This is a genomic window from Spirillospora sp. NPDC048823 (assembly GCF_043198445.1).
Taxonomy (GTDB): Bacteria; Actinomycetota; Actinomycetes; order Streptosporangiales; family Streptosporangiaceae; genus Spirillospora.
Genome location: NZ_JBICUT010000013.1, coordinates 101,089 through 126,483, shown reverse-complemented (window position 1 = coordinate 126,483; position 25,395 = coordinate 101,089). Strand labels below are relative to the sequence as shown.

The window sequence follows — 25,395 nt, the reverse complement described above, 5'->3', positions numbered from 1 at the left end:
TGGTCGGAAACCGGTCACGCCGAGGCCGGCGATGACGCGGCGTGCGGCGCTCGGCCGTCCGGCGTGCGGCCCAACCTATCGCCGTAAACACGAATGTCTCAAGACACTGAATCAGACACCTTTGCCAGGCGGTTCGGTGCGCATGGCATGCTTGGCCTCCGATCGAGGAGGTCCGTGGGGGACCGGGGCGGAGGTGAGGCGATGAGCATGCGGCTGAACAGGGTCGCGGCCGCGGCCGTGGCGGGGACGATGGTGCTGACGGCGGCGGCGTGCGGCAGTTCGGGAGACTCCGAGGCGAAGGGCGCCACGCCGCCCGCACCCGGCGGCTCCTCGGACGGGACGCAGCCGACGCGGCCCGCGGAGCCGCCCAAGGAACCGATCATCCTCGCGTTCGGCGGCGACGTGCATTTCGAGGGCGTCCTGCGGCCCCGTCTCAGCAATCCCTCGACGGCGCTCGGCCCGATCGCGAAGAAGCTGCGCGGCGCGGACCTCGCCATGGTCAACCTGGAGACGGCCATCACGACGGGCGGGACGCCCGCGCCCGGCAAGGCGTACACCTTCCGCGCCCCGGCGACCGCGTTCAAGGCGTTGAAGGCCGCCGGCGTGGACGTCACGTCCATGGCCAACAACCACGGCATGGACTACATGGAGGGCGGGCTGGCCGACTCCCTGGCCGCCATCAAGCGCACCAAATTCCCGACCGTCGGCATCGGCAAGAACGCCGATGCCGCCTTCCGTCCCTACCGCGTCACGGTGAAGGGCAACAAGCTCGCCATCGTGGGGGCCACGCAGGTACTGGACAACAACCTGATCCAGGCGTGGACGGCCACCGACACCAAGGGCGGGCTCGCGTCCGCGAAGAACGTCCCACGGATGGTCCAGGCGGTGAAGGAGGCGAGCAAGGGGTCCGACGTCGTCATCGTCCACCTGCACTGGGGGGCGGAACTGCAGGCCTGCCCGCTCCCGCGCCAGAAGGAACTCGCCGAGAAGCTCATCGCGGCAGGTGCGGACATCCTCGTCGGCGGCCACGCGCACATTCCGCTTGGCGGCGGCTACTCGGACGGCGCGTACGTCCACTACGGCCTGGGCAACTTCGTGTTCTACTCCGCCAACGGCAAGACGGCCGAGTCCGGTGTGCTGTACCTGCGTGTGGAGAACGGCAAGGTCACCAAGGACAAGTGGGATCCCGCCCGGATCTCCGGCGGGATCCCGATTCCGCTGAAGGGCGCCCAGGCGAAGGCCGCCGTCCAGCGGTGGAACGGCCTGCGGGAGTGCACAGGGCTCCAGGCACGCCCGTCCTGACGCCGTCCCGTTGCTTGAGGTCGTCTGTCGCCTGAGTTGGACTCTCCCACCATGGGAGACGCCAGGGTGGGGTCTGTGAGCAAAGATCTCCTGCCGATCGGGCGGTTCGCCCGGCTGTGCCGGCTGAGCGTCAAGCAACTCCGGCACTACGACGACCTGGGGCTTCTCGCCCCGGCATGGACGGACCCGGCGTCGGGCTACCGGTACTACCGGCCCGCCCAGGCCCGGGACGCGCTGATGATCGGCCTGCTGCGGGCGATGGACGTGCCGCTGCCGGTCGTGGCGCGCGTCCTGTCCGGGGACGAGGGCGGCCGGCTGAAGGCGGCGCGGGACCGGATCGAGGCCGATGTGGCCCGCCGGCAGCGCGGCCTGCGCCTTTTGGACCGCGTCCTCGCCGAGGGACTGCCGGAGAGCCCGGTGTCGGTCGTCCGGGAGCCGCCGCGGCGGGTCTTCACCGCGCGTGAGCCCGCGACCCCGGAGACGATCCCCGACGCGACCGGGGCGTGCGTGGCCCGGCTGCTGCCCCGGATGTCACCGGACGGCGTCCTGGTCGGGCTGTTCCCGCTGGACGTGGAGGAGGAGTTCGACGTCCGCGTGGTCGTCCAGGCGGCGGACGGCGACGACCTCCTGCCCGGTGGTTCGTTCGCGTCGGCCGTCCATGTCGGCCCGTACGAGGAGATCCCGCTCACGGTCCATGGCGTGCTCGCGTGGTTCGGCGACTACGGGCACACGCCCGCCGGGCCCGTCCGCGAGGTGTACCTCAACGACCCCGCGACCACCCCGCCCGAGCACCTGGAGACCCGGGTGCTGATCCGAGTGGAGGATGACCGATGAGCTGGTACGAGGCGGCGGAAGAGCCGGAGCTGGTGGAGCACGGGGCCGTGTCGGGGCTGGCCGTTACCGGCCGCGGTGAGCCGGGCGGCGCCGCCTACGGCGAGAGCGTGGGGGCGCTGTACGCGGTCATGGGCGCGCTCGGTGCGCCGATGGTGCCCCTGGAAGGACGCTGGTGGGTCGAGGACGAGCGCTCGCCGTTCGACGTGCCGCGCGACCAGTGGTGGTGGCATCTGTTCCTCCGCCTCCCGGACGACACCGAGTCGGTCGACCGTGCCTGTGAGGAGGTGCGGCCGGGAGTGCCTGCGGCGTGCCGCGTCCAGCACGTCACGTTCACCGACGGCCGATGCGTCCAGGTCCTCCACCGCGGCGCCTACTCGGACGAGCCGGCGAGCCTTGCCCGCATGGCCGCCCTGATGGAGGCCGAGGGCCTGGCGCGCAACGGCCTGCACCACGAGATCTACCTGTCCGACCCCGGTGAGACCGATCCGGAGAAGATGCGCACGATCCTCCGCCAGCCCGTCCGGTAGGCGGGCACCCGCGCTACCGGTGGCCCGCCGGAGGACGTAGTTTCACGGGAAACTCTTCTACGGACGGGCAGGCGGGGCTCATGCGAGACCAGCGGGTGAGGTCGGACGAGATCGAGCTGGCCGTGCGGGTGCGCGGCGAGGAACACCGGCCGACGGTGGTCCTCGTCCACGGCTACCCCGACACGAGCGCCATGTGGGACGAGGTGGCCGGGCAGCTCGCCGGGCGGTTCCGCGTCGTCGTCTACGACGTGCGCGGCGCCGGCGCGTCCGGCAGCCCGTCCGACCCGCTCGACTACCGGCTGGACGTGCTCATGGGCGACCTCGAAGCCGTCCTGGACGGCGTCGGCGCTGATGAGCCCGTCCACCTGGTGGGCCACGACTGGGGCTCGGTGCAGGGCTGGGAGGCCGTCATCGGGGACCGGCTGCGGGGCCGCATCGCCTCGTTCACCTCGATCTCGGGGCCGGACCGGCGGCACATGGCGCGGTGGGCGCGGCAGGCCGTCCGGTCCGGGCCGCGCGGGGTGGCGGAGGTCCTCGGGCAAGCGCGGCGGAGCGTCTACATGCCGGTGCTGATGGCGCCGAAGGTGGGGGAGACCGCGGCCCGCGTCCTGGCCGCCGGGTTCCCGCGGGTCATGGGGTTGCGGGAGGGCGCCGAGCCGCGGTCCGGCCACCCGGCGGACTCGCTGGCGTCGGACGCCCGCAACGGGCTCGGCCTGTACCGCGCCAACATGGGCCGCCGCGACGCCCGTTCCGGCGGGCCGGCGCGCGGGGCCGGCGAGGGGCGGACGGACGTGCCCGTCCAGCTCATCGTCCCGATCAAGGACAAGTACGTGTCCCCGTCGCTGCTGCTGTCCGCACGCGGACCGGTGTCACGCCTGTACGTGCGGCGCGCACCGGCCGGGCACTGGGTCGCCCGCAGCCACCCGGACCTCATCGCCCGCTGGGTCACCGAGTTCGTCGAACACATGGACGGCGGGCCGGAGACACCGGCCCTCGCCCACGCGCGCGCGGCGGGAGAGCCCGGCAAGGACTTCGGCGGCGCACTCGTCGTCGTCACCGGGGCGGGCAGCGGCATCGGACGCGCCACAGCCCACGCCTTCGCCGGCGCAGGGGCCCGCGTGGTCGTCGCGGACATCGACGAAGGCGCAGCCAAGCGCACCGTGGACGAGATCGCCGCGGCCGGAGGCGAAGCCCACGCCCACGGGGTCGATGTCGCCGACGCCGACGCGATGGAACAGTTCGCCGACCGTGTCCGTGTCTCCTTCGGCGTCCCGGACGTCGTCGTCAACAACGCGGGCATCGCCATGGCCGGATCACTCCTCGACACCAAGGAAGAGGACTGGGCGCGCATCCGCGCCATCAACGTGGACGGCATGTACCGGGGCTGCCGCCTGTTCGGGCGGCAGATGGTCGAGCGCGGCGAGGGCGGCCACATCGTCAACGTCTCGTCCATGGTGGCGTACCTGCCCAGCGCCGAACTCCCCGCGTACGCCGCCACCAAGGCCGCGGTGCTCCAGATGACCGAGTGCTTCCGCCTCGACATGGACCGCTACGGCATCGGAGTGTCCGCCATCTGCCCCGGAGCGATCGATACGCCCATCACGGGCCGGACCCGCTTCGTCGGCCTCGCACCGGACGTGGACGGCGAACTGCGTGAGCGGATGGGCCGCGCGGTAGAGCGGCGCGGGTTCCCGCCGGAGAAGGTCGCGCGGGCCGTCCTGCGTGCCGTCCGGCAGGACGCACCGGTCGCGTTCGTCGCCGCCGAAGCCCGCCTCGGCCGCGCGCTCTCCCGCGTGTCGCCCACGGCGAACCGTGCGATCGCCCGGATCGGCCGCCGCGCGGGAGACCGCATCCGCACGAACGTGGAACGCCTGCACGACTGACACCCGCACGCCCGGCGCACAACCGCGTGACGTCAGGGGACGTCCACGCTTCGCTTGAGGGTCTGTGTGGGCGTCTCCCCGAAACGCTGCCGGTAGTGGGCGGCGAAACGGCTCATGTGGAGGTATCCGGCGGCCCCGGCGACGTCCGTGACCGTGCGCGGACCGGGCCGGGCCTCGACGAGCGCGGTGCGGGCATGGTCGAGCCGCACGCCGCGCAGGAACTGCGTGGGCGTCGCACCCCACTGGTCCTGGCAGATGGCCTGGAGTTGCCGGACACCGATCCCCACCGCCGCGGCGATGTCGGTGACGCCGATCGGGCGATGGTGATGGGCCTCGACCCACTCGCGGATCGACCCCGCGAGATGGTGCGGGACGCGGGCGGGCGCCTCCGCGAGGCTCTCCGTGGCGGTGTGCGGGAGGCCCAGGAGGATGGCGGTGAGCAGGGACTCCTCCAGGCTCCGCGCCGCCAGCGGATGCAGGCCCCCTTCCGCCGTCGCGTGGTCGAGGACGTCGCAGACGTGCCGCCAGGTGCGTTCGACGATCGAGGACGGTGTGACGGCCGGCCCGTCCACGCTGTGGAAACGCAGCGGCGGGCTGTGCTCCCGTCCCAGATGGCCGTCGAGATGGTCGGCGAGACGGCCGGTGCTCGTGGCGATGACGAGGCAGCCCAGCGTCGGGTGCGGCGTCATCCGCATCGCCTCGTCGTGGGACAGGACGAGACTGCCGCCCGCCGTGTCCCGGCTGCGGGTCGCCCGGTACTCGACGCCCATCGGTGCGATCGGCGCGCACATGGCGAAGTGTCCGCCGGTCGGAGGCGTGTCCACGATGACTCCACCGCCCCCGTAGCGCACCCAGACGAGATTGACCGAGCCCACACCGACGGCGTTGACGAGACCGTCCAGCGCGACGCCCGGCTCACGGGCGTGGAGGTCGTGCCCGACGGCGAACGGCTCGACCGTGTCGTGCAGGACATCGATGTCCTTGCTGACGACCCGCTGATAGCCCGACAGGGGCGGCGAGGTCTCGGGAGAAGTCATGGTCGTGTCGGTGGAGCCGTTTCGTTGAGGTCGGCGGACAGGACACCGCGGGCTCGCAGCCGCGGCATGACCTCGGCGGCGAAGTAGCCCAGCTCATCAGCGTAATTGAGGAACGACAGAGCGATACCGTCGAATCCCGCATCGGCGAACTCCGCGAGTCCGTCCGCGACGTCGTCGGGGTCGCCGACCAGGGGGCAGCTTCCGTGGCCGGCCGCGAAGCGGTCCCGGTAGACCTGCAGCATCTCGGGCGTGAACGACTGCGCGTGCAACCCCTGCAACCGCATCACCTCGTCGACGGCGGGCCAGTCGGCGTGCTCGTCGGCGTAGTAGCGCAGGAAGTCCTCCGCCTCCGATCGCGTCGGCCGGCACACGACGTGCCCGAGCGTGAAGACCCCGACCGTCCGGTCGTGGGACGCGGCCTCCGCGCGGATGGCCTTTACGATCTCCGCCCCGTCCCCGGGGCCTCCGACGACGGTGAACGCACGGTCGGCGTTGCGGGCGGCGAACGACCGTCCCTGCGTGGACGACCCGGCGTTGATCACCGGAAGGCTGTGCCCGTTGTACGGCTTCGGCCTCCCCACCACATGCTTGAGCTGGAAGAACTGCCCCTCATGGTCGAACGGCTCGTCCGCCGACCAGATGCGTTTGACGACGTCCCACCATTCCTGCGCGAGCGCGTAACGCGTGTCGTGGTCGTTGGGCAGGGTGAGCCCGAACATCTCGTACTCGGGGGCGTGCCAGCCCGCGACGATGTTCAGCCCGATCCGCCCCTTGCTGAGATGGTCGGCGGTCGCGAGCTGCTTGGCCGCGACGACCGGGTGGTGGAACGCGGTGTGGACGGTGCTGAACACGCGGATCCGGCTGGTGGCGGCGAGGAGACCGGACGCCCACACGAGCGGGTCGAGGGCACTCCGGTGAAAGTCGGTGTCGGGCCCCCAGTCCGTCCACCGCGCGACGGGGAGCAGGAAGTCGATGCCCGCCTCATCCGCGAGACGTGCGAGACGGAGATTGTTGTCCCAGGTAGCGTGCCACCTTTCCGGAGCGGTCGTGATCGCGAGTCCCGATTCGGTGTTGGGTGAGAACAAGCCAAGCTGGAATCCCATGCCGACCCCTTGTCGTCCGTCCGCGTTCGGCATTGCCCGCCCAGTATGGAAAGCCGCCGGGCGGCGGGCAATGCCCGGATGCAGCCACGCTGCGTAATGTCATACCGGGATCGTGCGAGGGCGAGCCGGTCGAAAGATCTCACCGGCTCCCCGGCCGCGGCAGGTCGTCGGAGACGGCGCCCGTCTCCAGCCGCACATGAAAGCACGACAAACGACCACAGCGTGGCATCGAACAGGGCTGCTTGCCGTTGAGGGGAAGACGGGCAAGGGGCATCAATGATGCCCGAGGCCACCGCGCTCTTCAACGCGAACGAGATAGTCCACCGCGTCGACGAGATAGTCCCAAATGTGTGCTATCAACTGATTAATGCAGACATGAGGACACTGCACTGGAGCGCGCGACATCAGCGAACCGTCCCGTAGAGTGGCGTGCATGGCCACGTGGGACGACGTGCGACGCCCGCCCGACGAATACCTCCTGCGATGAAGGCCCGCGTCCTCACCTTCAACACGCTGTTCCGAGGCCGTTCCCGAGCGCGCCTGGGCGTGCTGGCCCAGATCATGGAGCGATCGGACTACGACGTCGTCTGCCTGCAAGAGGTCATATCGCCGCGGAATCTGGTCCACCTGCGGAGCGCCGCGAAATCGTACCCGTACACCGCCCACGCATCGACCTTCCCGGTGGTGCGCGGCGGCCTGATCACTCTCTCCCGACGGCCGATCACCCGCCTCCACTTCCAGCCGTTCACCCCCACCCGCCCGGCCCGCCCCGAATGGCTGCTGCGCAAGGGCGCCCTGTTCACACGCGTCCAACTCCCCGGCGGCTTCCTGACGGTCGTGAACACACACCTCTCCGCGAACATGGACATGCACTGGGCCCCGTCCAACGCGTACACGAAGGCCGAGGAATCCGAACTGCGCGAACTCGCCGCCCTCATCGGCAGGATCGACCCGGCCGAACCCATGGTGGTCATGGGCGACTTCAACGTCCCCCGCGACTACCCCCTGTTCAAGGACTTCGCGTCCGCCACCGGCCTCCAGGACGCTTTGGCCGGCGACACGCAACCGACCTATCGCCCTGAGTACGCGGACCTCAAGCCAATAGACCAGATCCTCGTCCGACCCGGCATGGAAGCAGCTCCGCGCCTGGTCTTCAAAGAGAAGATCCGCCTACCCGGCGGCCACACGACGGCCTTGTCCGACCACTACGGCATAGAAGCGACCCTCACCGTCCGCCGTCCGCCGCCCTGACGCTTCACCGCCGGCCGCGAATATTCAGATCGACCGCGGCCGACGCGGCGGCCAGGATGAGGAGATGCTCGCTGATCATTTCCCGTTGCTGAACCTACGACTGAGCACGCCGCGGCTTGAACTACGGCTGCCGTCGCCCGAGGAACTGTCCGCCCTCGCCGAGCTGGCCGCCGAAGGCATCCATGTCCCCGAAGAGATGCCGTTTCTGACCCCGTGGACCGACCAGCCGCCGGCCGAGGTCGCGCGGAATGTCATCCAGCACCACTGGCAGAACCTGGGGGCGTGGAAGCCGGGCGAATGGACACTCGACCTCTGCGTCCTCCATGCCGGCGCCGTGGTCGGGATGCAGAGCATCGGCGCGAGTGAACTGGCGATCACCCGTGAGGTGGCCACCGGCTCCTGGCTCGGTCAGCGTCACCAGGGCCAGGGGATCGGCACTGAGATGCGCGCGGCGGTGCTGCACCTGGCCTTCGACGGCCTGGACGCCGAAGAGGCGACCTCCGTGGCCTTCGTGACCAACCACGCCTCCCATGCCGTCTCACGCAAACTCGGCTATCGACCCGACGGCGTCGACCGGCGCGTGGTCCGGGGAGCGTTGGTCCCCGATGGCCGTCTGCGCCTCAGCCGCGCCGACTGGGATCGTCACCGCACCGTCCCCGTCACCATCGAGGGCCTGCCGCCATGCCTGCCCCTGCTGGGCCTCACCACCCCGTGACCCGACGACCGGATGCCCGGTGCCGAGGTGGGCCATCCCGGCGTTCACTCGGCAGCGGTAACGGTCACCCACCCTGTGACCTGGTCGCCCTTGCGGACCAGTTCCACGTTCGACGCCGTGAGCAGTTTCTGCGCGGCGATATTGTCCGGCGTCGTACTGACGAAGACGGATTCGAATCCGTCCGCCTGCGCGATGGCCAGGAGTTGCTTCAGGACGGCACCGCCGAAACCGGCGCCCCGATGCGAACGTCCGATCCACGCCCCGGCCTCGGCCGCCCTCTTCGCATCCTCCATCGGGCACAGCCGGGCAGCACCGACCACCGCCTCCCCCGTGACGATGGCGTACGTGGCCTCCACCGGTTCGGCCGCCAATGCCCTCGAACGATGAAACCGCAAGAACGCGTCCCGCCGCTCCGCAGTCCACCCCGGCGGCCCGGCCACCGGTGGCATCACCTCAAGAGGGTCCGCGTCCGCCACTGCGGCATCCAGCAACCGCAGCAGCAGACGATCATCAAGCCGCCGAAGCGTCATATCGGTACGCACGCCTCGATCCTGTCATTCACATCGCGCCGGGCGGACGTGTCGTTCCGCTGGATCCCCCTGCGGGGCGTCGGCGGCATGGCCTTCCTGCTGGGCCTCGGCCTCCTGATCGGCTGACGCCTTCCGAACAGTTTCGGACATCTGCCGTCCTGCGTTCGTGGACGATGAGACGTCCAGGCCTCCGCAGGCTGAGGTTAGGGTGCTGGTATGTGCGAGACAGCGGGCACACAAGGGGAAGCGGCGGCGTCCATGCCGCGTCCGGCGGCCGGGGCGGCGGTCGACCCCATTGCGCTGGAGCCGGTGGACGAGGTCGAGATCGTCACCCTGGTGGACAACGTCTATGACGCGTTGCTGACCGATGACGAGCGCACCCGGCGGGCCGGTTTCGGGGCCGGCATGGTGGAGGCGCCGCAGTTCGAGGACGGGCGCACCCCCACCGGGATGATCGCGGAGCATGGGTTCTCGGCGCTGGTGACGGTGCGCCGGGCCGGTCGCTCGCACACGCTGCTGTTCGACACGGGCCTGTCACCGCACGCGATGGTCACCAACGCCGGACGGCTAGGCATCGACCTCGGCGACGTCCACGCCGTCGTGCTCAGCCACGGTCATTTCGATCACGCGGGTGGGCTGGCCGGGCTGGCGGGCGCGCGCGGCGTCCGGTCGCTGCCGATGGTGCTGCACCCGCGGGCGTGGACGAAACGCAGGATCGCGGTACCCGGCCGGGAGACGGAGGACCTCCCGACCCTGAGCAGGCGGGCGCTGGACGGGGAGGGCTTCGAGGTCGTCGAACGCCGTGAGCCCTCGCTCCTGCTGGACGGCAGTGTGCTGATCACCGGCGAGGTGGACCGCACGACGGAGTTCGAGCGCGGTATGCCGCCCCCGCACCAGGCCTGGACGGGTACCGACTGGGTCCACGACCCGCTGGTCACCGATGATCAGGCTCTCGTCGTGAACGTCCGCGACCGGGGCCTGGTCGTGCTGACGGGCTGCGGCCACGCGGGCGCGATCAACATCGTCCGGCATGCGCGGCGGTTGACGGGAGTGGACCGGTTGCACGCCCTCGTCGGCGGGCTGCACCTGGGCGGCCCGGCGTTCGAACCGGTCATCGAGCCCACCGTCCACGCCCTGACGGAGTTCGCCCCGAGTTTCGTCGTCCCAGGTCACTGCACCGGCTGGCGTGCCCAGCACGCATTGGCCGCGGCGCTGCCCGACGCCTGGGTGCAGGGAAGCAGCGGCACCACATACCGGCTGGCCGCCGCAGACCACCACTGATCGCCGCGTAGGCGGCGCGGTCGCTTGGGTAACTTGGTGGTGTCCCATTTGTGAGAGGAGGAGCCGTGTCGTCCTCGCTCCTGCCGGGTGTCACCGGCATGAGACGGCAGGTTCCACCGGCGACCGGGCAACTCAGACTCGGAACCCTGCTGCGTGAGGTGCACCGGGATGGGGCGGTGTCGCGCACCGAACTGGCCGACCGGATGGGCGTGAACCGGAGCACGATCCTGACACTGATCGCCAAGCTCGCCGCGACGGGCCTGGTGCGCGAGGAGACGTCGGCGACGACGGGCCGGGCGGGCCGGCCGTCGCTGGTGGTCCGTCCCGCGACCGGTCAGGTGTACGTGCTGGCCTTCGACGTCGCGGTGGACCGGCTCGTCGCCGCCAGGGTCGGGCTCGGCGGCACGGTTCTGGAGCGCAGGGAGACGGCACGGCGCCGCGGCCAGGACGACCTGGACGAGGTGGTCACCGCCCTCGCCGAATTCGGCGGCGCGCTCGTGGCGGCCGCTCCCCCCGGCGCGAAATGCGTGGGTGTCGGCGCGTCGTACTGCGGCCTGATCGGGGCCGCCGACGGGAAGGTGCGCCTGGAACCCACCATCGGCTGGACGGACGTCGACTTCGGTCCGGCCCTCGGCCGGCGGCTGGGACTGGGGCTGCCCGTCGCCGTCGGCAACGAAGCCCATCTGGGCGCACTCGCCGAACACGAACGCGGTGCGGGCGTCGGCAGCCGGAACCTCGTCTACCTCCACGGGGACGTCGGGGTGGGCGGCGGCATCATCGTCGGCGGCAGGCTGCTGGACGGCGACGACGGCTACGCCGCCGAACTCGGGCACATGATCGTCAATCCGTATGGCGGCCGTCCCTGCAACTGCGGTTCTCGTGGCTGCCTGGAGGCGGAGGTGGGCGAATCGGCGCTGCTGGAGGCGGCCGGACGCACCGGCGGGCCGATCGGGCGCGAGGGCGTGCGCGCCGTCGTGGAGGCGGCGGAGAACGGGGACGCGGCCGCCCGCGCGGCCCTGGACCGCGTCGGCGACTGGCTCGGCATCGGCGTGACCAACCTGATCAACCTGTTCAATCCCGGCGTCGTCGTCTTCGGCGGCATGCTGAGCGAGATCTACCGGGGGTCGGCGGCGCAGGTCAGTGCCCGCGTGAACGCCGGCGTCCTGCCCGTCTCCCGCGAACGCGTCGCGCTCCGGACGGCCGCACTCGGCTACGACTCCACCCTGGCGGGCGCCGCCGAACTGGGTTTCGCCGCCCTCCTCACCGACCCCCTGGGCACGACGCGCGCCGACCAGGATCCCACTGTGCCGGCGGCCCTGCCGGAGTGACGAGAACGTCCGGGACGCGCCGCCCGGCACGCTCCCGCCGTCGCCGGGGCGTCAGGCGTCCTTCGTGGATGGCCGAGCCGGCGGATCCGCGTTCGTCGCGGTGCGGTCCGGTTCGCGCCGGGTGAGAACCAGGGGGCCGTCCTCGGTGATGGCGACCGTGTGCTCGGAGTGGGCCGTGCGCGAGCCGTCGGCCGACCGGATGGTCCAGCCGTCGGGGTCGTAGACGATCCGGTCGGTCGTCCGGGCGAGCCAGGGTTCGATCGCGAGGGTCAGGCCGGGGCGGAGGGTGAGGCCGCGCCCCGCCTTGCCCTTGTTCGACACGTGGGGGTCCTCGTGCATGGTGCGGCCGAGGCCGTGGCCGCCGAACTCGTTGTTGACCGGATAGCCGTGGTCGCGGGCCACCGCCCAGATCGCCGCCGAGATGTCGCCCAGGCGGTTGCCCGGGCGTGCCTTCTCGATCGCCGCCTCCAGTGCCTCCTCGGTGGCGCGGATGATCCGCAGGTCCTCCTCGTCGGCGGTGCCGACGACGACCGTGCGCGCCGAGTCGGCCACCCAGCCGTCGATGCCGACCGCGAGGTCCGCGCTGAGGACGTCCCCGTCGCGCAGCGTGTAGTCGTGGGGCAGGCCGTGCAGGACGGCGTCGTTGACCGACAGGCAGATGACGTTGCGGAACGGGCCGCGGCCGAAGGACGGCGCGTAGTCCCAGTAGCACGACTGCGCCCCGCGTTGCTTGATCATCGCGCGCGCGTGGTGTTCCAGGTCCAGGAGGTTGACGCCCACCGCGGCGAGCCGGCCGACCTCGGAGAGCACCTCGGCGACGAAACGCCCGGCCACGTGCATGCGCTCGATCTCCGCGGGCGTCTTCAGTTCGATCACGAGTACCTCACGTACAAGGGGGTGCTGGTATTTGTATACCGGCACTCTAGTGATTGACGGTATAGAAATACCAGTCTACTTTGGGGGACATGGTCCGCCAGCCGCTCACGCCCGAACAGATCGAAGCCGGCAGGCGTCTCGGTGCACTGCTGCGCCACATGCGGGCAGAACGCGACCTCGCGGACGTCGCGGACGCGGCCGGCATCTCACCGGAAACCCTGCGCAAGATCGAGACCGGCCGCCTGCCCTCACCCGGGTTCGGCACGATCGTCCGCCTCGGCGAGGCGCTCGACGTGCCGGTGCAGGAGCTGGCGGCCACCTGGCGCGGCGGCGACCTGCCACTGGAAGCCGCCTCGTAGCCGCTGATCGTCGGCGGCCAGTTCCAGCAGCCGGGGTGTGAAGTAGCGGAACTCCTGGGGGCCGCCCCACGTGTTCAACGCCTTGGCCGCGTACCGGGCCAGGTCTTCGGCGGTGAGGTCGCGGAGCGGCGCGGCGAGCAGCGGCCTTCCCTCGTCGGCGGCGACACAGCACGGGCATCCGTGCAATTCCGCAGGCCGCGGAACATCTGCGAACGCCGCGTACAGATCCACGTCAACCCCATCAAGCCGCAGTCGGTAAGCCACAGCAGCATGCCATGCGGGACCGCAGTGCCGCCCCGGCCGAGTATCGGGGTCAACTCGCGGGTGTCCGGAACTCGGTGATGGTGATCTTCTGTTTCGGTGCGCCGTCGGCGCCGCCGTCACCCGCTCCCGCGCCGGCGACCTTGTCTACGATCTCCATGCCGGAGGTGACGCGGCCGATGACGGGATAGTCGGCGGGCAGATCCGGTGCGTCCTCGTAAAGGATGAAGAACTGGCTGCCGTTGGTGTCCGGACCTGCGTTGGCCATGGCGACCGTCCCCCGGGTGTAGCGGACGCCGGTCGTGTTCTCGTTGGCGAACTCGTAGCCGGGGCCACCGGTTCCGGTGCCCGACGGATCGCCGCATTGCAGGACCTTCAGTGCCGGGCTCGTCGTGAGCCGGTGGCATGCCGTGTTGTCGTAGAACCTCTTCCTTGCGAGGTGGGCGAGGGAGTTCACCGAGCACGGGGCCTTTTCGGCGTCCAGCTCCAGTTCGAGCGTGCCGAGGTTGGTCTTGACGGTCGCGCCGACCGGCAGCGCCGATGACGCGGGCGGCGTCCCGACGTCCTTCACCTGCCCGTCCTTCACGGGCTCATAGCCGCAGCCGTTCGCGGTGGCGGCGGCGGTGGCGGGGGCCGACCGGGCCACCGGCCTGCCGCCCTCGGCTTCGGCCCCCTCGCGGTCCCCGAGCAGGATCGTGGCGACGCCGCTGCCGATGCTCAACACCACAACGGTCACGGCTGCGGCGGCGATGAGCAGCGGGCGGCCGCTCCGTCCAGATGCCGCCGGACGCGTGGGATGCGGGAACCCCGGTGGAGGCGGAGGCTGGGGCGGAAGCGGTACGGCGGGCGGAAACGCGCCGTCCGGCGCTGCGAACGGAGGCGCCCCTGCGGGAGGCGGCGGGGCAGCGGGGAGGGCGGCGGCCGAGGTGCCTTCCGCCAGGAGGTTCGCGTCCGTCCCGGTGCCGAGCAGCCGTTGCAGCACCTGCAGCGCGGTCGGGCGGGCCGCCGGGTCCTTGGCCAGGCAGGACGCGGCCAGCTCGCGCAGGTCCCCGGTCAGCGCGCCCAGGTTCGGCTCGCCGTGCAGGATCCGGTGCATGATCGCCGGCACGGAGTCGCTGCCGAACGGCGGGACCCCGTTCGCGGCGAACGCCATCGTGCAGCCCCACGCGAACATGTCCAGCGGCGCGCCGCCGGTGGTCCCGGCCACCTGTTCCGGCGCCATGTAGGCGGGCGTGCCGACGGCGCCGGTCATGGTCGCGGACGTGGCGTCCAGCGGCCGGGCGATGCCGAAGTCGATGACCTTCGGACCGTCCGCGGCGAGCAGCACGTTGGCCGGTTTGAAGTCGCGGTGGACGACGTCCGCCTCGTGGATCGCCGCGAGCGCCGTCGCGGTGCCGATGGCGAGCCGGGTCAGTTCGCCGGCGGTGAACGCGCCGCGCTCCGAGACCAGGTCACGCAGCGTCGGCCCGTCGATGTACTCGCTGACGATGTACGGCGTGTCCCCGTCCGCCTCCGCGGCGAGGACGGGCGCGGTGCAGAACGCGGCGACGCGACGGGCCGCGGCCAGCTCCCGCTCGAAACCGGTGCGTGCACGGGCGTCCCGTCCGAAGTCGGCGTGCAGGAGCTTGACCGCGACCCGCCGCCCGGTGTCCGATTCGCCCAGGAAGACGCTGCCCTGGGCCCCCTCTCCGATCCGGGCGGTCAGCCGGAACCCGCCGACCTCGCGAGGGTCGTTCGGACGTAGCGGACGGGGGTCGTGCATTCGGGACCTCCACGGCGTGAGCAGAGCGGGGGGACTGTCCGCGGGCGTTCTGACCTCGTGTCCGAGACCGGCCCGGAAGCGCGCGGCCGTGTGTTCAGGACCGGCGTGCGGCTGTGTGGTGTGCGAGTTCCAGGTCGATGAAGGCGCTGATCATCGCCCGCCACACCGACTCGGCGACCTCCGGTGCGAGGCCCGCGCGGGCGGCGCGCTCGCGTGCCAGCGCGACGACCTTCTCCACTCGGTCGGGTGCGCGGACGGCCTGCTCGTCGGCCTTGAACGCGGCCGCCGCCCGCACCAGGCCCTGCCGTTCGGCCAGCAGCCGGACGAGTTCACCGTCGATGCCGTCGATGCGGGCCCGCACGTCCGCGAGTGATTCGGGGGTGTCCATGCGCCGAGCATGCCACCGCTCGTCCGGTGGCGTCGCCGCGACCGGTGGTGTCACCGTGAGCCGGCGTGCTTCCGAGAGGAGGCGATGAGGTCGCGGTACCAGGTGTAGGACCTCTTCGGTGTGCGCTTCTGCGTCTCGTAGTCGACGTGGACGAGGCCGAAGCGCGGGTGGTAGCCCTCCGACCATTCGAAGTTGTCCAAGAGTGACCACGCGTAGTAGCCCCGGATGTCGATGCCCTCGTCGATGGCGGTTCGCATGGACTTGATGTGGGCGTCCAGGAAGTCGATGCGGGACGAGTCGTCCACGACGCCGTCCGGGCCGATCTCGTCGGGGAACGAGCAGCCGTTCTCGGTGATGTAGAGCGGCGGCAGGTCGTACCTGGAGTCGAGCGTACGCAGCAGTGAAAGGAACGCGTCGGGGACGATCGGCCAGCCCATGCCGGTCGTGGGGTACTCGGTGATGTCGGTGATGTCGAAGGGGAGCGGCCCCTCGGACGGCGTGGTCAGCCGCGTCGGCTGGTAGTAGTTCACTCCGAGGAAGTCGATGGGCGTGGCGATGACGTTGAGGTCCTCGGGGCGGATGAACGGCGCGTCGTCCATGATGCCGGGGTAGCGCCCAAGGAGGACGGGGTCGGTGAACAGCCGGTTCATGAACGTGTCGAAGGCGTCCGCGGCCGGCTGGTCGGCGGGGGACGCGGCCCAGGCCGGGGAGTAGTGGTTCGTCAGGCCGATCTTGCGGGCGTTCCGGCTGCGCAGGGCGTGGACGGCGAGTCCGTGGCCGAGGAGCTGGTGGTGCGCGGTGGGGAGCGCGTCGAGCATGAGGGCCCTACCGGGGGCGTAGACCCCGAACGCGTAGCCGTAGGCCATGACGACCACCGGCTCGTTCAGGGTTATCCACATGTCCACGCGGTCGGCGAGCCGCTCGGCGGCGAGGTAGGAGAATTCGGCGAACCGGTAGGCGGTGTCACGTTCCATCCAGCCGCCTGCGTCTTCGAGGGGCTGCGGGAGGTCCCAGTGGTAGAGGGTCGCGGCGGGGGCGATGCCTTCGGCGAGCAGGCCGTCGACCAGGCGGTCGTAGAAGTCGAGTCCCCGGGTGTTGACGGCGCCGCTTCCGGACGGCTGCACGCGCGGCCACGCGATCGAGAACCGGTAGGAGTCGACGCCGAGACCGGCCATGAGCGCGACGTCCTCGGGCCAGCGGTGATAGTGGTCACAGGCGACGTCGCCGGTGTGGCCGTCGCGGACGCATCCCGGCGTGTGGGAGAACGTGTCCCAGGTGGACGGTCCCCGCCCGTCCTCGTCCACCGCGCCCTCGACCTGGTAGGCGGCGGTGGCGACACCCCAGCGGAAGCCTTCCGGAAGCCCCATCGCGTCCCTCTCCCCTGTCCTGGCCCAAAATGCGAATAGCTTTCGGATATTAGGTGCTCGGGTGGTGTGCACGGAAGACTCCCGTGACCTGCCGGTGGGGAACGGCAGGTCGCGCATGCCGAGCGGCGTCACGTTCGGGTGACAATGGTGGGGTGACCGAGATCCGGACCCCGCTCCGCCGTCGTCCCGCCCAGCGCCGCAGTGCCGAACGCGTCCAGCGGATGCTCGACGCATGCGCGGGCATCCTCGACGAGGACGGCTACGACGGCCTCACCACGACGCGCATCGCGCAGCGCGCCGACGTGGCCATCGGCTCGGTGTACCAGTTCTTCCCCGACAAGCGCGCTGTCGCGCAGGCCCTCGCCCTGCGCAACCTGGAGGTGTTCGGGGAGCGGATCTCGGCGCGGCTGGCCGAGGACGACTTCGCCGACTGGTCCGACACGGTCGGCGCGATCATCGAGATCTTCGTGGAGATGCACCGCACCGTCCCCGGCTTCCGGGTGCTGCGGTTCGGCGACGTCGCGGACGTCAACCTGCTCGACTCCGACGCCGACAACAACGCGGTCGTCGCCGACCGGCTCCGCCAGATGATCATCGAGACGTTCGACCTGCGCGACACCCCGGGCCTCGCCACGGCTCTCGCCATCTCGGTCGAGGCCGGCGACGCCGTGCTGAAGATGGCGTTCCGCAGCGACCCGAACGGCGACCCGATGATCGTCGCCGAGGCGGAGCGGCTGATCCACGGCTATCTGGCCTCGCACATCGAAGAGTCCTGACCGAAGACTTCGTCTGTGCCAGACTCCCCAAAACGCTACAGAACGGGTGAGTCCGCTGGACGACGAACGGCTTCAGGCGCAGAACAGGCTGCTGATCCGGCAGCGGATCCGCCTGATGGTGAACCAGTACGAGGTGCACGCCGAGGCGCCGGGCGGCGGGGAGGGCGAGCTCCTCGCGTTCGCGCAGCAGAAGCGCCTGGCGTTCAAGGAGCAGGTGACCCTGTACGCGGACGACGCCAAGACCCGTCCGATCCTCGGTTTCAAGGCCCGCAAGCGCATCGACCTCGCGTCCGCGTACGACGTCACGGACGCGGACGGCCGGCCGATCGGCGTCTTCCGCAAGGACTTCAAGAAGTCGCTGCTCGCCTCCACCTGGCACCTGGAGCAGCCGGGCCTCGGCGTCACGACGGGCAGTGAGCGCAACAAGGCCATCGCGCTGCTGCGCCGCGTCTGGCAGATCATCCCCTACGTCGACGCCCTGCCGTTCGCCTGGCCGTACCACTTCGACTTCTACGCCGGTGACGAGGTCGTCTTCTCGGTCGACAAGAAGTTCGGCATCCGCGACCGCTACGTCGTCGAGATCAGGGAACCGCGCCTCGACCGCCGCCTGGTCATCGCCCAGGCCGTGGGCCTGGACGCGCTCCAGTCCCGCTGACCGCCGCCTTGCCGGGGCGGTCCGGCGGTGGATTTCGTCAGTGGGTTCTTGCATGAGGCTGGCCTCGTGGCGCTTTACATGTTACGAAGGTATGTAAAGCCGTGGGCGGAGCACACCCGCGTCGCGATCGCGGCGTCATCCCCCGAGGAGGATCCCCCCGTGAGTTCCTACGACCTCTACTCCACGCCTGTCCCGACGGAGACGTGGAACGTCCCGATGGCGGGCGATACCCGCTTCACCTGGGAGTACGACGAGGGCCGCGACCGGCTGCTGAACCTGTACCAGAAGGGCAAGGACAAGCAGTGGGACGCGCAGAAGCGCATCGACTGGAACCTTGAGGTCGACCCGAACAACGTCGCCGGCCTGCCGGAGAACTTCAACCCGCTCTTCGGCTCCGACATCTGGGAGAAGATGTCGCAGAAGGAGCGCGACGAGTTCGGGCGGCACCAGGGCTCGTGGCTGTTCAGCCAGTTCCTGCACGGCGAGCAGGGCGCGCTGAACGTGTCGGCGCGCATCGTCCAGTCCGTCCCCGACCTGGACTCCAAGTTCTACGCCGCCACCCAGACGATGGACGAGGCGCGGCACGTCGAGCTCTACACGAAGTTCGTGCACGAGAAGATCGGCATGTACTACCCGGTCAACCAGGACCTGGCGAAGCTGCTCGCCGAGTCGCTGGAGGACAGCCGATGGGACCTGCCGTACCTCGGAATGCAGGTCCTCATCGAGGGCCTCGCCCTCGCCGCGTTCGGCCTCTACCGCGACATGTCGACCAACCCGCTGGTCAAGCAGCTCCTCGCCTACGTCATGCAGGACGAGGCGCGGCACGTGGCGTTCGGACGGCTCGCGCTCAAGGACTACTACGCGGAGCTCACCGACAAGGAGCGGGCCGAGCGTGAGGAGTTCGTCGTCGAGGGCTGTTACCTGATGCGGGACCGTTTCAAGGGACGCGAGGTCTTCGAGCAGCTGGACATGCCCGTCGACAAGTGCATGGAATTCGTCGACAACTCCGACATGTACACGCTCTATCAGTCGCTGCTGTTCAGCCGCATCGTCCCGTGCGTCCGGGACGTGGGGCTGTGGGGCGACAAGGTGCAGGCCGCCTACACGGACATGGGCGTCCTCGACAACGCCAAGGCCGACCTTGAGGCGCTGATGAAACAGGACGAGGAGATCGCCGAAAAGGTCGACGAGGAGCGTTACGCGGCCGAGCTCGCCGCCCGCAAGAACGAGGTCGACGACGCCATCACCCTCGGCGGCGCCGTGGAGTAGTCGGCCCGCAGGCCAGTACGGGGGCGCCCGCCGGGCGCCCCCGTTCGCGTTCCCGGGGTCGCGGCCCTGGGTCGCTCATGGGTTCGCGTGGCGGATTCAGGTGGCGGTCTCGCGTCTCTGGGGTGACTTTATCGAATCTTGTCACCATTTGATTCGCGCGGGGATGTCGCCGATCAATTTCCGTAGATCTATATGGTGTTTACCAGTTGCTTCTCCAATTGGCCGTGGAGTCCTCCGGGCTGTACTAATGTCGCCGGTCGACGGTGCGCCGGATTCTGCAAGCCGCGCGGGCGCACATCACACGTGCAGGGTCAATCCGAAAACCCCGGGGGGAAGCATGAACCGATCCGTCAGAAATCTGCTGAGCGTCTCCGTCCTCGCTCCGGTCGCCGCCGCGTTCGCGGTCGCGGCCGCACCGGCGAACGCCGCGCCGGGCCCGTCCACCACGCTCCTCTACGAGGCGTACGCCGCGGCCGCGCCGGTCGCCCAGACGCTCCCCGAACCCGTCACCATGGCCGCCGGGCAGACCGCGGAGCTGACCACGGGAGCGGTCGACGGTGTCCTCCAGAGCGCCCCGGCCGGGCCCGGCTACCGCACTGCGGCACGACGATGCACGCTGAACCCGGGCAAGGCGGTCAACTCCCACGCCGGTACGACGCTTCCGGAAACCTCGCTCCTGGTCCCCGGCCAGACCCCGCTGGGTGCGCTGCCCGACGGCGACTGCCTTGGAGCGACGCCCCAGGCCGGCCAGCGTACGGCGGGGGACGCGCCCGTCCCGCCCGGCAGCGGGGGCGAGCTCCCCGCCGCGACGGGCGACCTGCCCGGAATGCTCCTGGGGAGCCTCACCGACCTCGGCGGGACCCTGGGTGGCGGCGGCCCGCTCGGCGGCCTTCCGGGCGGGGGGACGGCCCTCCCCAACGGCCGCTACGCCGAGGCGCCGCTGAGCACGGCTCTGCCCGACCTCCTGTCCAGGCTGGGCTCCGCGCAGCCCGCCGGGCTCGCGGTCGGCACGACGCTCTTCCCGCCCGCCGGACGCCACGCGCGGCCGGGGCCGGCCGACGACGTCCTCGGCCAGGCGAACGACGCGGTCAACGAGGCCGGGGCCGGCCTCGATGCCGAGAACGGTGTCGGCCAGGTGGTGGAGGTGCTGAAGTCGCGGGACCGCGTCGCCGCCCCGGCCGATGGCCCGCTGGACGGCCCGGTGTCCCTGCTGGACACGTCCGGGCTCGGGCTGCCGGGGGTACCCGGCCTCGGCTGAACCAGGCGAGGAAACGGGGCGTTCCGCGGGTGCCGGACGGCATCCGCGGAACGCCCCGTTTCGTTTGACCAAGCGGTTGTTATTTGCCCGAGATCAGACCTTCTTGTGCGGGTAAATGCGATCTTCAAACCTGGTTACCCCATGCGGTTGATCCACTTCAGAGGGCAAAAGGTCGGGTGACAAACCCCACAAACCAGGGCCCTGAGGCTCGATTCACACGGGACACAACGTACGGTCAAGGACTTGTGCGGCGTCTTAGAGATCAAAAGTGAAGATGCCTTTCCAGCCGCACCTGCCGGACGCCGCGACCGCGATGACGCGCAAGCGCCCAGACCACGATGCGCAGGCGCCATGAAGATCGGTGCGGAGGCGGGCCTGTGAGCCCGCGGGCGGCGCGGGATTCGGGGACGAGAACGATCGACGTCGCCTGAACGCGCCGCGAGAACGGCGGTACGACACGCCGGGCGTCCGGGGCCCTGTCCCCGATCAAAGGACACCTCTGTGGGTAGCCCTGTCAGGCGTCTTCTTCGAGCACGCCTACGCACCATCATGATCATCTCTGGCGCCACCGCCGCCGTTCTCGCCCTGGGCGCGTTCGCCCTGGTCAACGGCGACGCCACCGCGAAGTCGGCCCAGGCCGCGCAGACCGCGCCACCGGCCACGGCACCGCCGGCGGACCAGCGGCGATCGGAACAGCCGCGGGCGAGCCGCGGCAAGACCCGCTCACCGGAGCCGTCACCGACGAAGACGAAGACTCCGGAGCGCAAGGCCGACACCCAGGCCGGCCACGTGCCCGAACCCGAGAAGAAGAAGCAGAAGAAGAAGAACAAAGCCGTGGAGTCGGGCTCCTGTGAGGCCTCCTACTACTGGCAGGGGCAGATGACCGCCAGCGGAGAGCCGTTCGACCCGAGCGAGCTGACGGCCGCGCACAAGACGCTGCCGATGGGCTCCAAGGTCCGCGTGACCAACAAGAACAACGGCCGTTCGGTGACCGTCCGCATCAACGACCGCGGACCGTACGCCGGTGGACGCTGCCTGGACCTCTCCAGGGCCGCGATGAAGAAGGTCGGCGGCACGGGCGCGGGCGTCATCCCCGTCCGGTACGAGGTCCTGTCGCGCGGCTGATCCCTGAAACGAACGAACCCGCCCGGCGGGCGCTCGACCGCGCCCGCCGGGCGGTCCCACACCGGTTCAGGCACCCCACATCCTTCGATGGGCCGCAGTGTTCAGCGTCTGGTGCTGAACTCCGCGTGATGCGCCTGGACCGTGTCCTGAGTCTCGGGGACGCCGCCGGCCGCGCCCGGGGACCAGGCTCCATGCCCACCGTCCACCGGCTCCGCCTCCCCGGAGGGCGCGTCCGCACGCTGCTCGTCCTTCGCGCGCGTGTTCACCGGTGTGTGCGGCGATGGGGCGGCGAGGCGCTCGCGGAACCAGTCGGTGAGGACGCCGTCCACGCGCACGGCTTCGGTGATGGGCGCGCGGGCCTCGGTGCCCGGTTCCGCGGCCAGGGCGTGCCCCATGCGGAACGTGGCGGACTCCACGGGGCCGGTGACGTGGCGGCGCAGCTCGTCGCGCAGGGCGGTGATCTCACGTGCGGGGACGACGCGGTCCTTGGCGCCGCCGATGAGGAGCGTCGCGACGTCCCGTCCGGCGATGTCGGCGGCGAGGGCGCCGAGGTCGAGCCGGTCGGCGAGCGCGGCGGCGCGGTCGGTCCAGGACCGTTCGAGGCCGGAGCGCTTCTCCACCGCACGTGCGGCGCGTGCGGGCGCCACGACGGGCGCCACGAGCGCGACGGTGCTCACCGGTACGGCGTCGCGCGCCACGGCCAGCAGCGCGGCGGCGCCGCCCGCGCTGAAGCCGACCAGGCCGATGGGGCCGTCCGGCAGTGCGAGGTCGCGGCGGATGTCCGCCAGGGCGGCGGGGAGGCGCTGCGCGGCGTCATCGACCGCCGTGCAGTACGTCTCGATGGTCTCGCTCTGCAGGATCGCGCCCGATTCGAGCCCGCCGTCCGGGCGGGCGGGCAGATCGAGGTAGACGCGCCATACCGGGACGCCCGTCATCGGGATCGAGGACGCGAGCGCGCTCGCGGTGCGCGGAGGATCGAAGCCGGGCCAGGCCACGATCAGCCGGGTCGGGCCCGTGGCGGTTCCGTCGACCGCGGTCGGGGGCAGCGCGACGTAGGGGTCGCCCCCCGCGATGCCATGGACGGGGCGATGCGCGTCGTCGCCGCTCATCGGATACCGCGCCTCATCGGATAGGCCGCTCATCGGGTACTGCCGCTCATCGGGTGCCTCGGCTCATCGGGTACTTCGGCTCCTGCGATGTCGAAGGGCGATGCCGGTCGTGCCGGGGGAGGCGGCGCTCCTCCCGCGCGTCGGCCCATGCTGCCAGCGCATGCCGGTCAACACGCCGTGAATCCGCTGCGCGTCGCCTACGAGTGATGAAGAACTCACCTGTGGTGACGCCTGGTCGCATCCTCAGGTCAGTGTCCGTCCGGGGCGTTTCACGATCGTTCCGGCGCCGGTCCGGACGCCACGGCTGTGACACCCGCCTCATGATCGGTTCAGTGGAACATTTCCGGCACTTGCCGCGTCATAGATAAGCGTGGGCGCCGCGGGGGCGCGCCCTCATGAACGTCCGTATGAGGAGTGCTCGTGGACAGGAAGCGCAGTGCGGCCGCCGCAGGGCAGGCCTGGCAGATCTATCGCGAGACCCTGGAACCCGAAGCCCCTGGGCTCTGGGAGCGCGTACGCGCGGTCCCCCGGATGCTCAAGTCGGTCCTTCGCGGGCAGTACAAGGGCATGTCCTTCGGGACGCTCGGACTGCTCGCCCTGGGCCTCGTCTACATCGTCTCCCCGATCGACGCGATCCCCGACATGATTCCCATCGCGGGCATCGCCGACGACACCGGACTGGCTCTCTGGATGGCGACGATCCTCGTCAAGGCCGCGGGCGACTTCGTCGCCTGGGAGCGCGGCGGGCGTCCGACCGTCCTCGTGGGCGAACCCGTCGACTGAGATTCCGTTGAAGGCGAGGCCATCCGCGCGATGGTCTCGCCTTTCACGTGTTCGGGCCCAGTTCCTTGGCGAAGCGCTCGGCGGCCTCCCGCATGATGGGGACGACGTTCGGGACGGCCTCGCGGGTCATGCGCCCTGAGGGGCCGGACACCGAGATCGCGGTCAACGCCGGAGCGCCCCGCAGCGGCACCGCGAGGCAGCGGACACCGAGTTCCTGCTCCTCGTCGTCCAGCGCGTACCCCTGCTCGCGGATCCGTTCCAGTTCGACCAGGAGGGCTTCCGGGTCGGTGAGCGTGTTGGGCGTGTGCGCGTCCATGCCGGTGCGGCCGAGGATCTCCCGGACCCGCTGGTCGGAAAGCTGCGACAGAAGCGCCTTCCCCACGCCGGTGCAGTGCGGCTGGACGCGCCGTCCCACTTCGGTGAACATCCGCATCGAGTGCTTGGACGGCACCTGCGCGACGTACACGGCCTCATCGCCTTCCAGCACCGCCATGTTGGCCGTCTCGCCCACCTCGTCCACGAGACGGGACAGCACCGGGCGCGCCCACGTGCCCAGCAGGCGGCTGGCGCCCTCGCCGAGCCGGACGAGCCGCGGCCCCAGGGCGTACCGCTTGGACGGCTCCTGGCGCACGTACCCCTGGTTCACCAGTGTCCGCATCAGGCGGTAGATCGTCGGCATCGGCAGGCCGGACACCTCCGTCAACTCCGACAGAGCCATCTCGCCCCCCGCGTCCGCCAGATGCTCCAGCAGGTCGAACGCACGCTCCAATGACCGAACGGCCTCCGCCACCCCGTCTCCTTCCCTCGGACTCACCCGGATTCTACGGAGAGCCGATTTCACTATGCGAAAGAGGGCCTGTTGGTGGAGTGATGCACGTTACACATGCGGAGACATGGCAATAACTGTCTGTGCCCGGCGTCGCGTCGCCGCCCCCCTGGCAGCCGTAGAGAGAGCAAACGCGAGAGGGGATCGGGTGCAAACGGGGCGCCGTAGGACCCACTGGGGTGCGGTCGCACTGGCCGTACCGGCACTGACACTCGTCGGCCCGGCCGCCGACGCCGTACCGGACGAACGCCCGGCCGCCGTCCGGTTACTCATGGACATGACGGCGACGGCGAGAACGACATCCGGCCCCGACCTTGCGTTGGCGTACACGGTCCGAGTGCACGCACAGGGCGGGATCGCGAAGGACGCGACGTTGCGTCTGGTGGCGGAACATCCGTTGTCCTGGACGAAGCACTCGCCGGCATGCACGGAGATGGACGCAGGGCACGAACTGCGATGCGCCCTGGGTGACCTTGGTGAGACGGCGGTTGAGCGAACGGCCACCGTCCGAGTGCCGAGTTCGACGGCTTCGGGCCCGTCCGCGAGGCCGTTGAGCGTCCTCGCCGTGGCAGACGCCGCGAACGTGGAACGCCGGTCGATCCGCGCGGTCATCGACCATGCGGGGGAGGCCGGCGGAGAGGAACCGAGCGCCGGTGGTCAGTCCGATGGGACCGAAGACCCCACGGACGCGGGAACGCCCAGCGGCGGCGAGCCGACCATGGGTGGTCAGGAGAGCACTCCTTCGTGTGGTGACGATGCGGACGGCGAACCCTGTCAGGAGGGCAAGCCC

The 25,395-nt window shown here is 70.5% G+C and carries 26 protein-coding genes; 16 read left to right on the top strand and 10 right to left on the bottom strand.

The window, feature by feature from the left end; translation table 11 throughout:
• Positions 1-207: 207 nt before the first annotated feature.
• From ACGFK0_RS26995 to ACGFK0_RS26980, 4 genes are all read left to right on the top strand, one after another.
• Positions 208-1,302, top strand: a complete 1,095-nt coding sequence (locus ACGFK0_RS26995; RefSeq protein ID WP_392909795.1) for a CapA family protein — start codon at positions 208-210, stop codon at positions 1,300-1,302.
• Between the two features lie 75 nt (positions 1,303-1,377).
• Complete coding sequence (locus tag ACGFK0_RS26990) at positions 1,378-2,136, top strand: MerR family transcriptional regulator (protein ID WP_392909511.1); 759 nt, start codon at positions 1,378-1,380, stop codon at positions 2,134-2,136.
• The gene (locus ACGFK0_RS26985; protein ID WP_392909509.1) at positions 2,133-2,663 is read left to right on the top strand and encodes a GyrI-like domain-containing protein; all 531 of its coding nucleotides are present in this window, start codon (positions 2,133-2,135) and stop codon (positions 2,661-2,663) included. Before ACGFK0_RS26990 ends, ACGFK0_RS26985 begins: the two co-directional genes overlap by 4 nt.
• 80 nt (positions 2,664-2,743) lie before the next feature.
• Positions 2,744-4,546, top strand: coding sequence for an SDR family oxidoreductase (locus ACGFK0_RS26980; RefSeq protein ID WP_392909507.1), 1,803 nt, complete (start codon positions 2,744-2,746; stop codon positions 4,544-4,546).
• Between the two features lie 32 nt (positions 4,547-4,578).
• Here the strand turns inward: ACGFK0_RS26980 and ACGFK0_RS26975 are convergent, their stop codons facing one another.
• A complete protein-coding gene (locus ACGFK0_RS26975; protein WP_392909505.1) occupies positions 4,579-5,583 on the bottom strand; it encodes an AraC family transcriptional regulator in 1,005 nt (334 codons plus the stop codon).
• Entirely contained in the window at positions 5,580-6,686 is a 1,107-nt protein-coding gene (locus ACGFK0_RS26970; protein ID WP_392909503.1) for an LLM class flavin-dependent oxidoreductase, read from the bottom strand. The genes ACGFK0_RS26975 and ACGFK0_RS26970 overlap by 4 nt, the downstream gene beginning before the upstream one ends.
• Before the next feature lie 483 nt (positions 6,687-7,169).
• Between ACGFK0_RS26970 and ACGFK0_RS26965 the strand changes: the two genes are divergently transcribed.
• On the top strand, positions 7,170-7,937 hold the full coding sequence (locus ACGFK0_RS26965) for an endonuclease/exonuclease/phosphatase family protein (RefSeq protein ID WP_392909501.1): 768 nt from the start codon (positions 7,170-7,172) through the stop codon (positions 7,935-7,937).
• A 64-nt stretch (positions 7,938-8,001) separates the two neighbouring features.
• Entirely contained in the window at positions 8,002-8,652 is a 651-nt protein-coding gene (locus ACGFK0_RS26960; RefSeq protein WP_392909499.1) for a GNAT family N-acetyltransferase, read from the top strand.
• Positions 8,653-8,696: 44 nt separating this feature from the next.
• On the opposite strand, the gene ACGFK0_RS26955 is transcribed toward ACGFK0_RS26960, so the two are convergent.
• On the bottom strand, positions 8,697-9,101 hold the full coding sequence (locus ACGFK0_RS26955) for a GNAT family N-acetyltransferase (RefSeq protein ID WP_392909793.1): 405 nt from the start codon (positions 9,099-9,101) through the stop codon (positions 8,697-8,699).
• Here ACGFK0_RS26955 and ACGFK0_RS26950 point away from each other — a divergent pair.
• The 3 genes from ACGFK0_RS26950 to ACGFK0_RS26940 all read left to right on the top strand — a co-directional run bounded on the left by ACGFK0_RS26950 (position 9,036) and on the right by ACGFK0_RS26940 (position 11,791).
• On the top strand, positions 9,036-9,308 hold the full coding sequence (locus ACGFK0_RS26950) for a hypothetical protein (RefSeq protein WP_392909803.1): 273 nt from the start codon (positions 9,036-9,038) through the stop codon (positions 9,306-9,308). The genes ACGFK0_RS26955 and ACGFK0_RS26950 overlap by 66 nt on opposite strands.
• Positions 9,309-9,398: 90 nt before the next feature.
• Positions 9,399-10,463, top strand: a complete 1,065-nt coding sequence (locus ACGFK0_RS26945; RefSeq protein ID WP_392909497.1) for an MBL fold metallo-hydrolase — start codon at positions 9,399-9,401, stop codon at positions 10,461-10,463.
• Positions 10,464-10,561: 98 nt separating this feature from the next.
• Positions 10,562-11,791 carry an ROK family protein gene (locus ACGFK0_RS26940; protein WP_392909791.1) on the top strand — a complete coding sequence of 410 codons (1,230 nt, stop codon included), beginning with the start codon at positions 10,562-10,564 and terminating at the stop codon, positions 11,789-11,791.
• A gap of 51 nt (positions 11,792-11,842) precedes the next feature.
• On the opposite strand, the gene map is transcribed toward ACGFK0_RS26940, so the two are convergent.
• Positions 11,843-12,667, bottom strand: coding sequence for a type I methionyl aminopeptidase (gene map, locus ACGFK0_RS26935; RefSeq protein WP_392909495.1), 825 nt, complete (start codon positions 12,665-12,667; stop codon positions 11,843-11,845).
• Positions 12,668-12,756: 89 nt separating this feature from the next.
• On the opposite strand from map, the gene ACGFK0_RS26930 reads away from it, so the two are divergent.
• Positions 12,757-13,026, top strand: coding sequence for a helix-turn-helix transcriptional regulator (locus tag ACGFK0_RS26930; RefSeq protein ID WP_392909493.1), 270 nt, complete (start codon positions 12,757-12,759; stop codon positions 13,024-13,026).
• Here the strand turns inward: ACGFK0_RS26930 and ACGFK0_RS26925 are convergent.
• The 4 genes from ACGFK0_RS26925 to ACGFK0_RS26910 form a co-directional block, all read right to left on the bottom strand.
• Complete coding sequence (locus ACGFK0_RS26925) at positions 12,916-13,257, bottom strand: hypothetical protein (RefSeq protein WP_392909801.1); 342 nt, start codon at positions 13,255-13,257, stop codon at positions 12,916-12,918. The two genes, ACGFK0_RS26930 and ACGFK0_RS26925, sit on opposite strands and share 111 nt — an antisense overlap.
• A gap of 82 nt (positions 13,258-13,339) precedes the next feature.
• Positions 13,340-15,049: a peptidylprolyl isomerase gene (locus tag ACGFK0_RS26920; protein WP_392909490.1), complete on the bottom strand. Its 1,710-nt coding sequence runs from the start codon at positions 15,047-15,049 to the stop codon at positions 13,340-13,342.
• Between the two features lie 94 nt (positions 15,050-15,143).
• Entirely contained in the window at positions 15,144-15,437 is a 294-nt protein-coding gene (locus tag ACGFK0_RS26915; protein ID WP_392909488.1) for a chorismate mutase, read from the bottom strand.
• Between the two features lie 50 nt (positions 15,438-15,487).
• Positions 15,488-16,804: a GH1 family beta-glucosidase gene (locus ACGFK0_RS26910; protein ID WP_392909486.1), complete on the bottom strand. Its 1,317-nt coding sequence runs from the start codon at positions 16,802-16,804 to the stop codon at positions 15,488-15,490.
• A 152-nt stretch (positions 16,805-16,956) separates the two neighbouring features.
• Between ACGFK0_RS26910 and ACGFK0_RS26905 the strand changes: the two genes are divergently transcribed.
• From ACGFK0_RS26905 to ACGFK0_RS26885, 5 genes are all read left to right on the top strand, one after another.
• Positions 16,957-17,580, top strand: coding sequence for a TetR family transcriptional regulator (locus ACGFK0_RS26905; protein WP_392909484.1), 624 nt, complete (start codon positions 16,957-16,959; stop codon positions 17,578-17,580).
• 46 nt (positions 17,581-17,626) lie between these two features.
• Positions 17,627-18,235: a hypothetical protein gene (locus tag ACGFK0_RS26900; protein WP_392909482.1), complete on the top strand. Its 609-nt coding sequence runs from the start codon at positions 17,627-17,629 to the stop codon at positions 18,233-18,235.
• 159 nt (positions 18,236-18,394) lie between these two features.
• Positions 18,395-19,504, top strand: coding sequence for a ferritin-like domain-containing protein (locus ACGFK0_RS26895; protein ID WP_392909480.1), 1,110 nt, complete (start codon positions 18,395-18,397; stop codon positions 19,502-19,504).
• Between the two features lie 337 nt (positions 19,505-19,841).
• A complete protein-coding gene (locus ACGFK0_RS26890; protein ID WP_392909478.1) occupies positions 19,842-20,762 on the top strand; it encodes a hypothetical protein in 921 nt (306 codons plus the stop codon).
• A gap of 549 nt (positions 20,763-21,311) precedes the next feature.
• Complete coding sequence (locus tag ACGFK0_RS26885) at positions 21,312-21,887, top strand: septal ring lytic transglycosylase RlpA family protein (protein ID WP_392909476.1); 576 nt, start codon at positions 21,312-21,314, stop codon at positions 21,885-21,887.
• 101 nt (positions 21,888-21,988) lie between these two features.
• Here ACGFK0_RS26885 and ACGFK0_RS26880 read toward each other — a convergent pair whose 3' ends face one another.
• Entirely contained in the window at positions 21,989-22,996 is a 1,008-nt protein-coding gene (locus ACGFK0_RS26880) for a hypothetical protein (RefSeq protein ID WP_392909474.1), read from the bottom strand.
• Positions 22,997-23,416: 420 nt separating this feature from the next.
• Between ACGFK0_RS26880 and ACGFK0_RS26875 the strand changes: the two genes are divergently transcribed.
• Positions 23,417-23,779: a YkvA family protein gene (locus ACGFK0_RS26875; RefSeq protein WP_392909472.1), complete on the top strand. Its 363-nt coding sequence runs from the start codon at positions 23,417-23,419 to the stop codon at positions 23,777-23,779.
• Between the two features lie 43 nt (positions 23,780-23,822).
• On the opposite strand, the gene ACGFK0_RS26870 is transcribed toward ACGFK0_RS26875, so the two are convergent.
• Positions 23,823-24,569, bottom strand: coding sequence for an IclR family transcriptional regulator (locus ACGFK0_RS26870; protein ID WP_392909470.1), 747 nt, complete (start codon positions 24,567-24,569; stop codon positions 23,823-23,825).
• Positions 24,570-25,395: the final 826 nt, after the last annotated feature.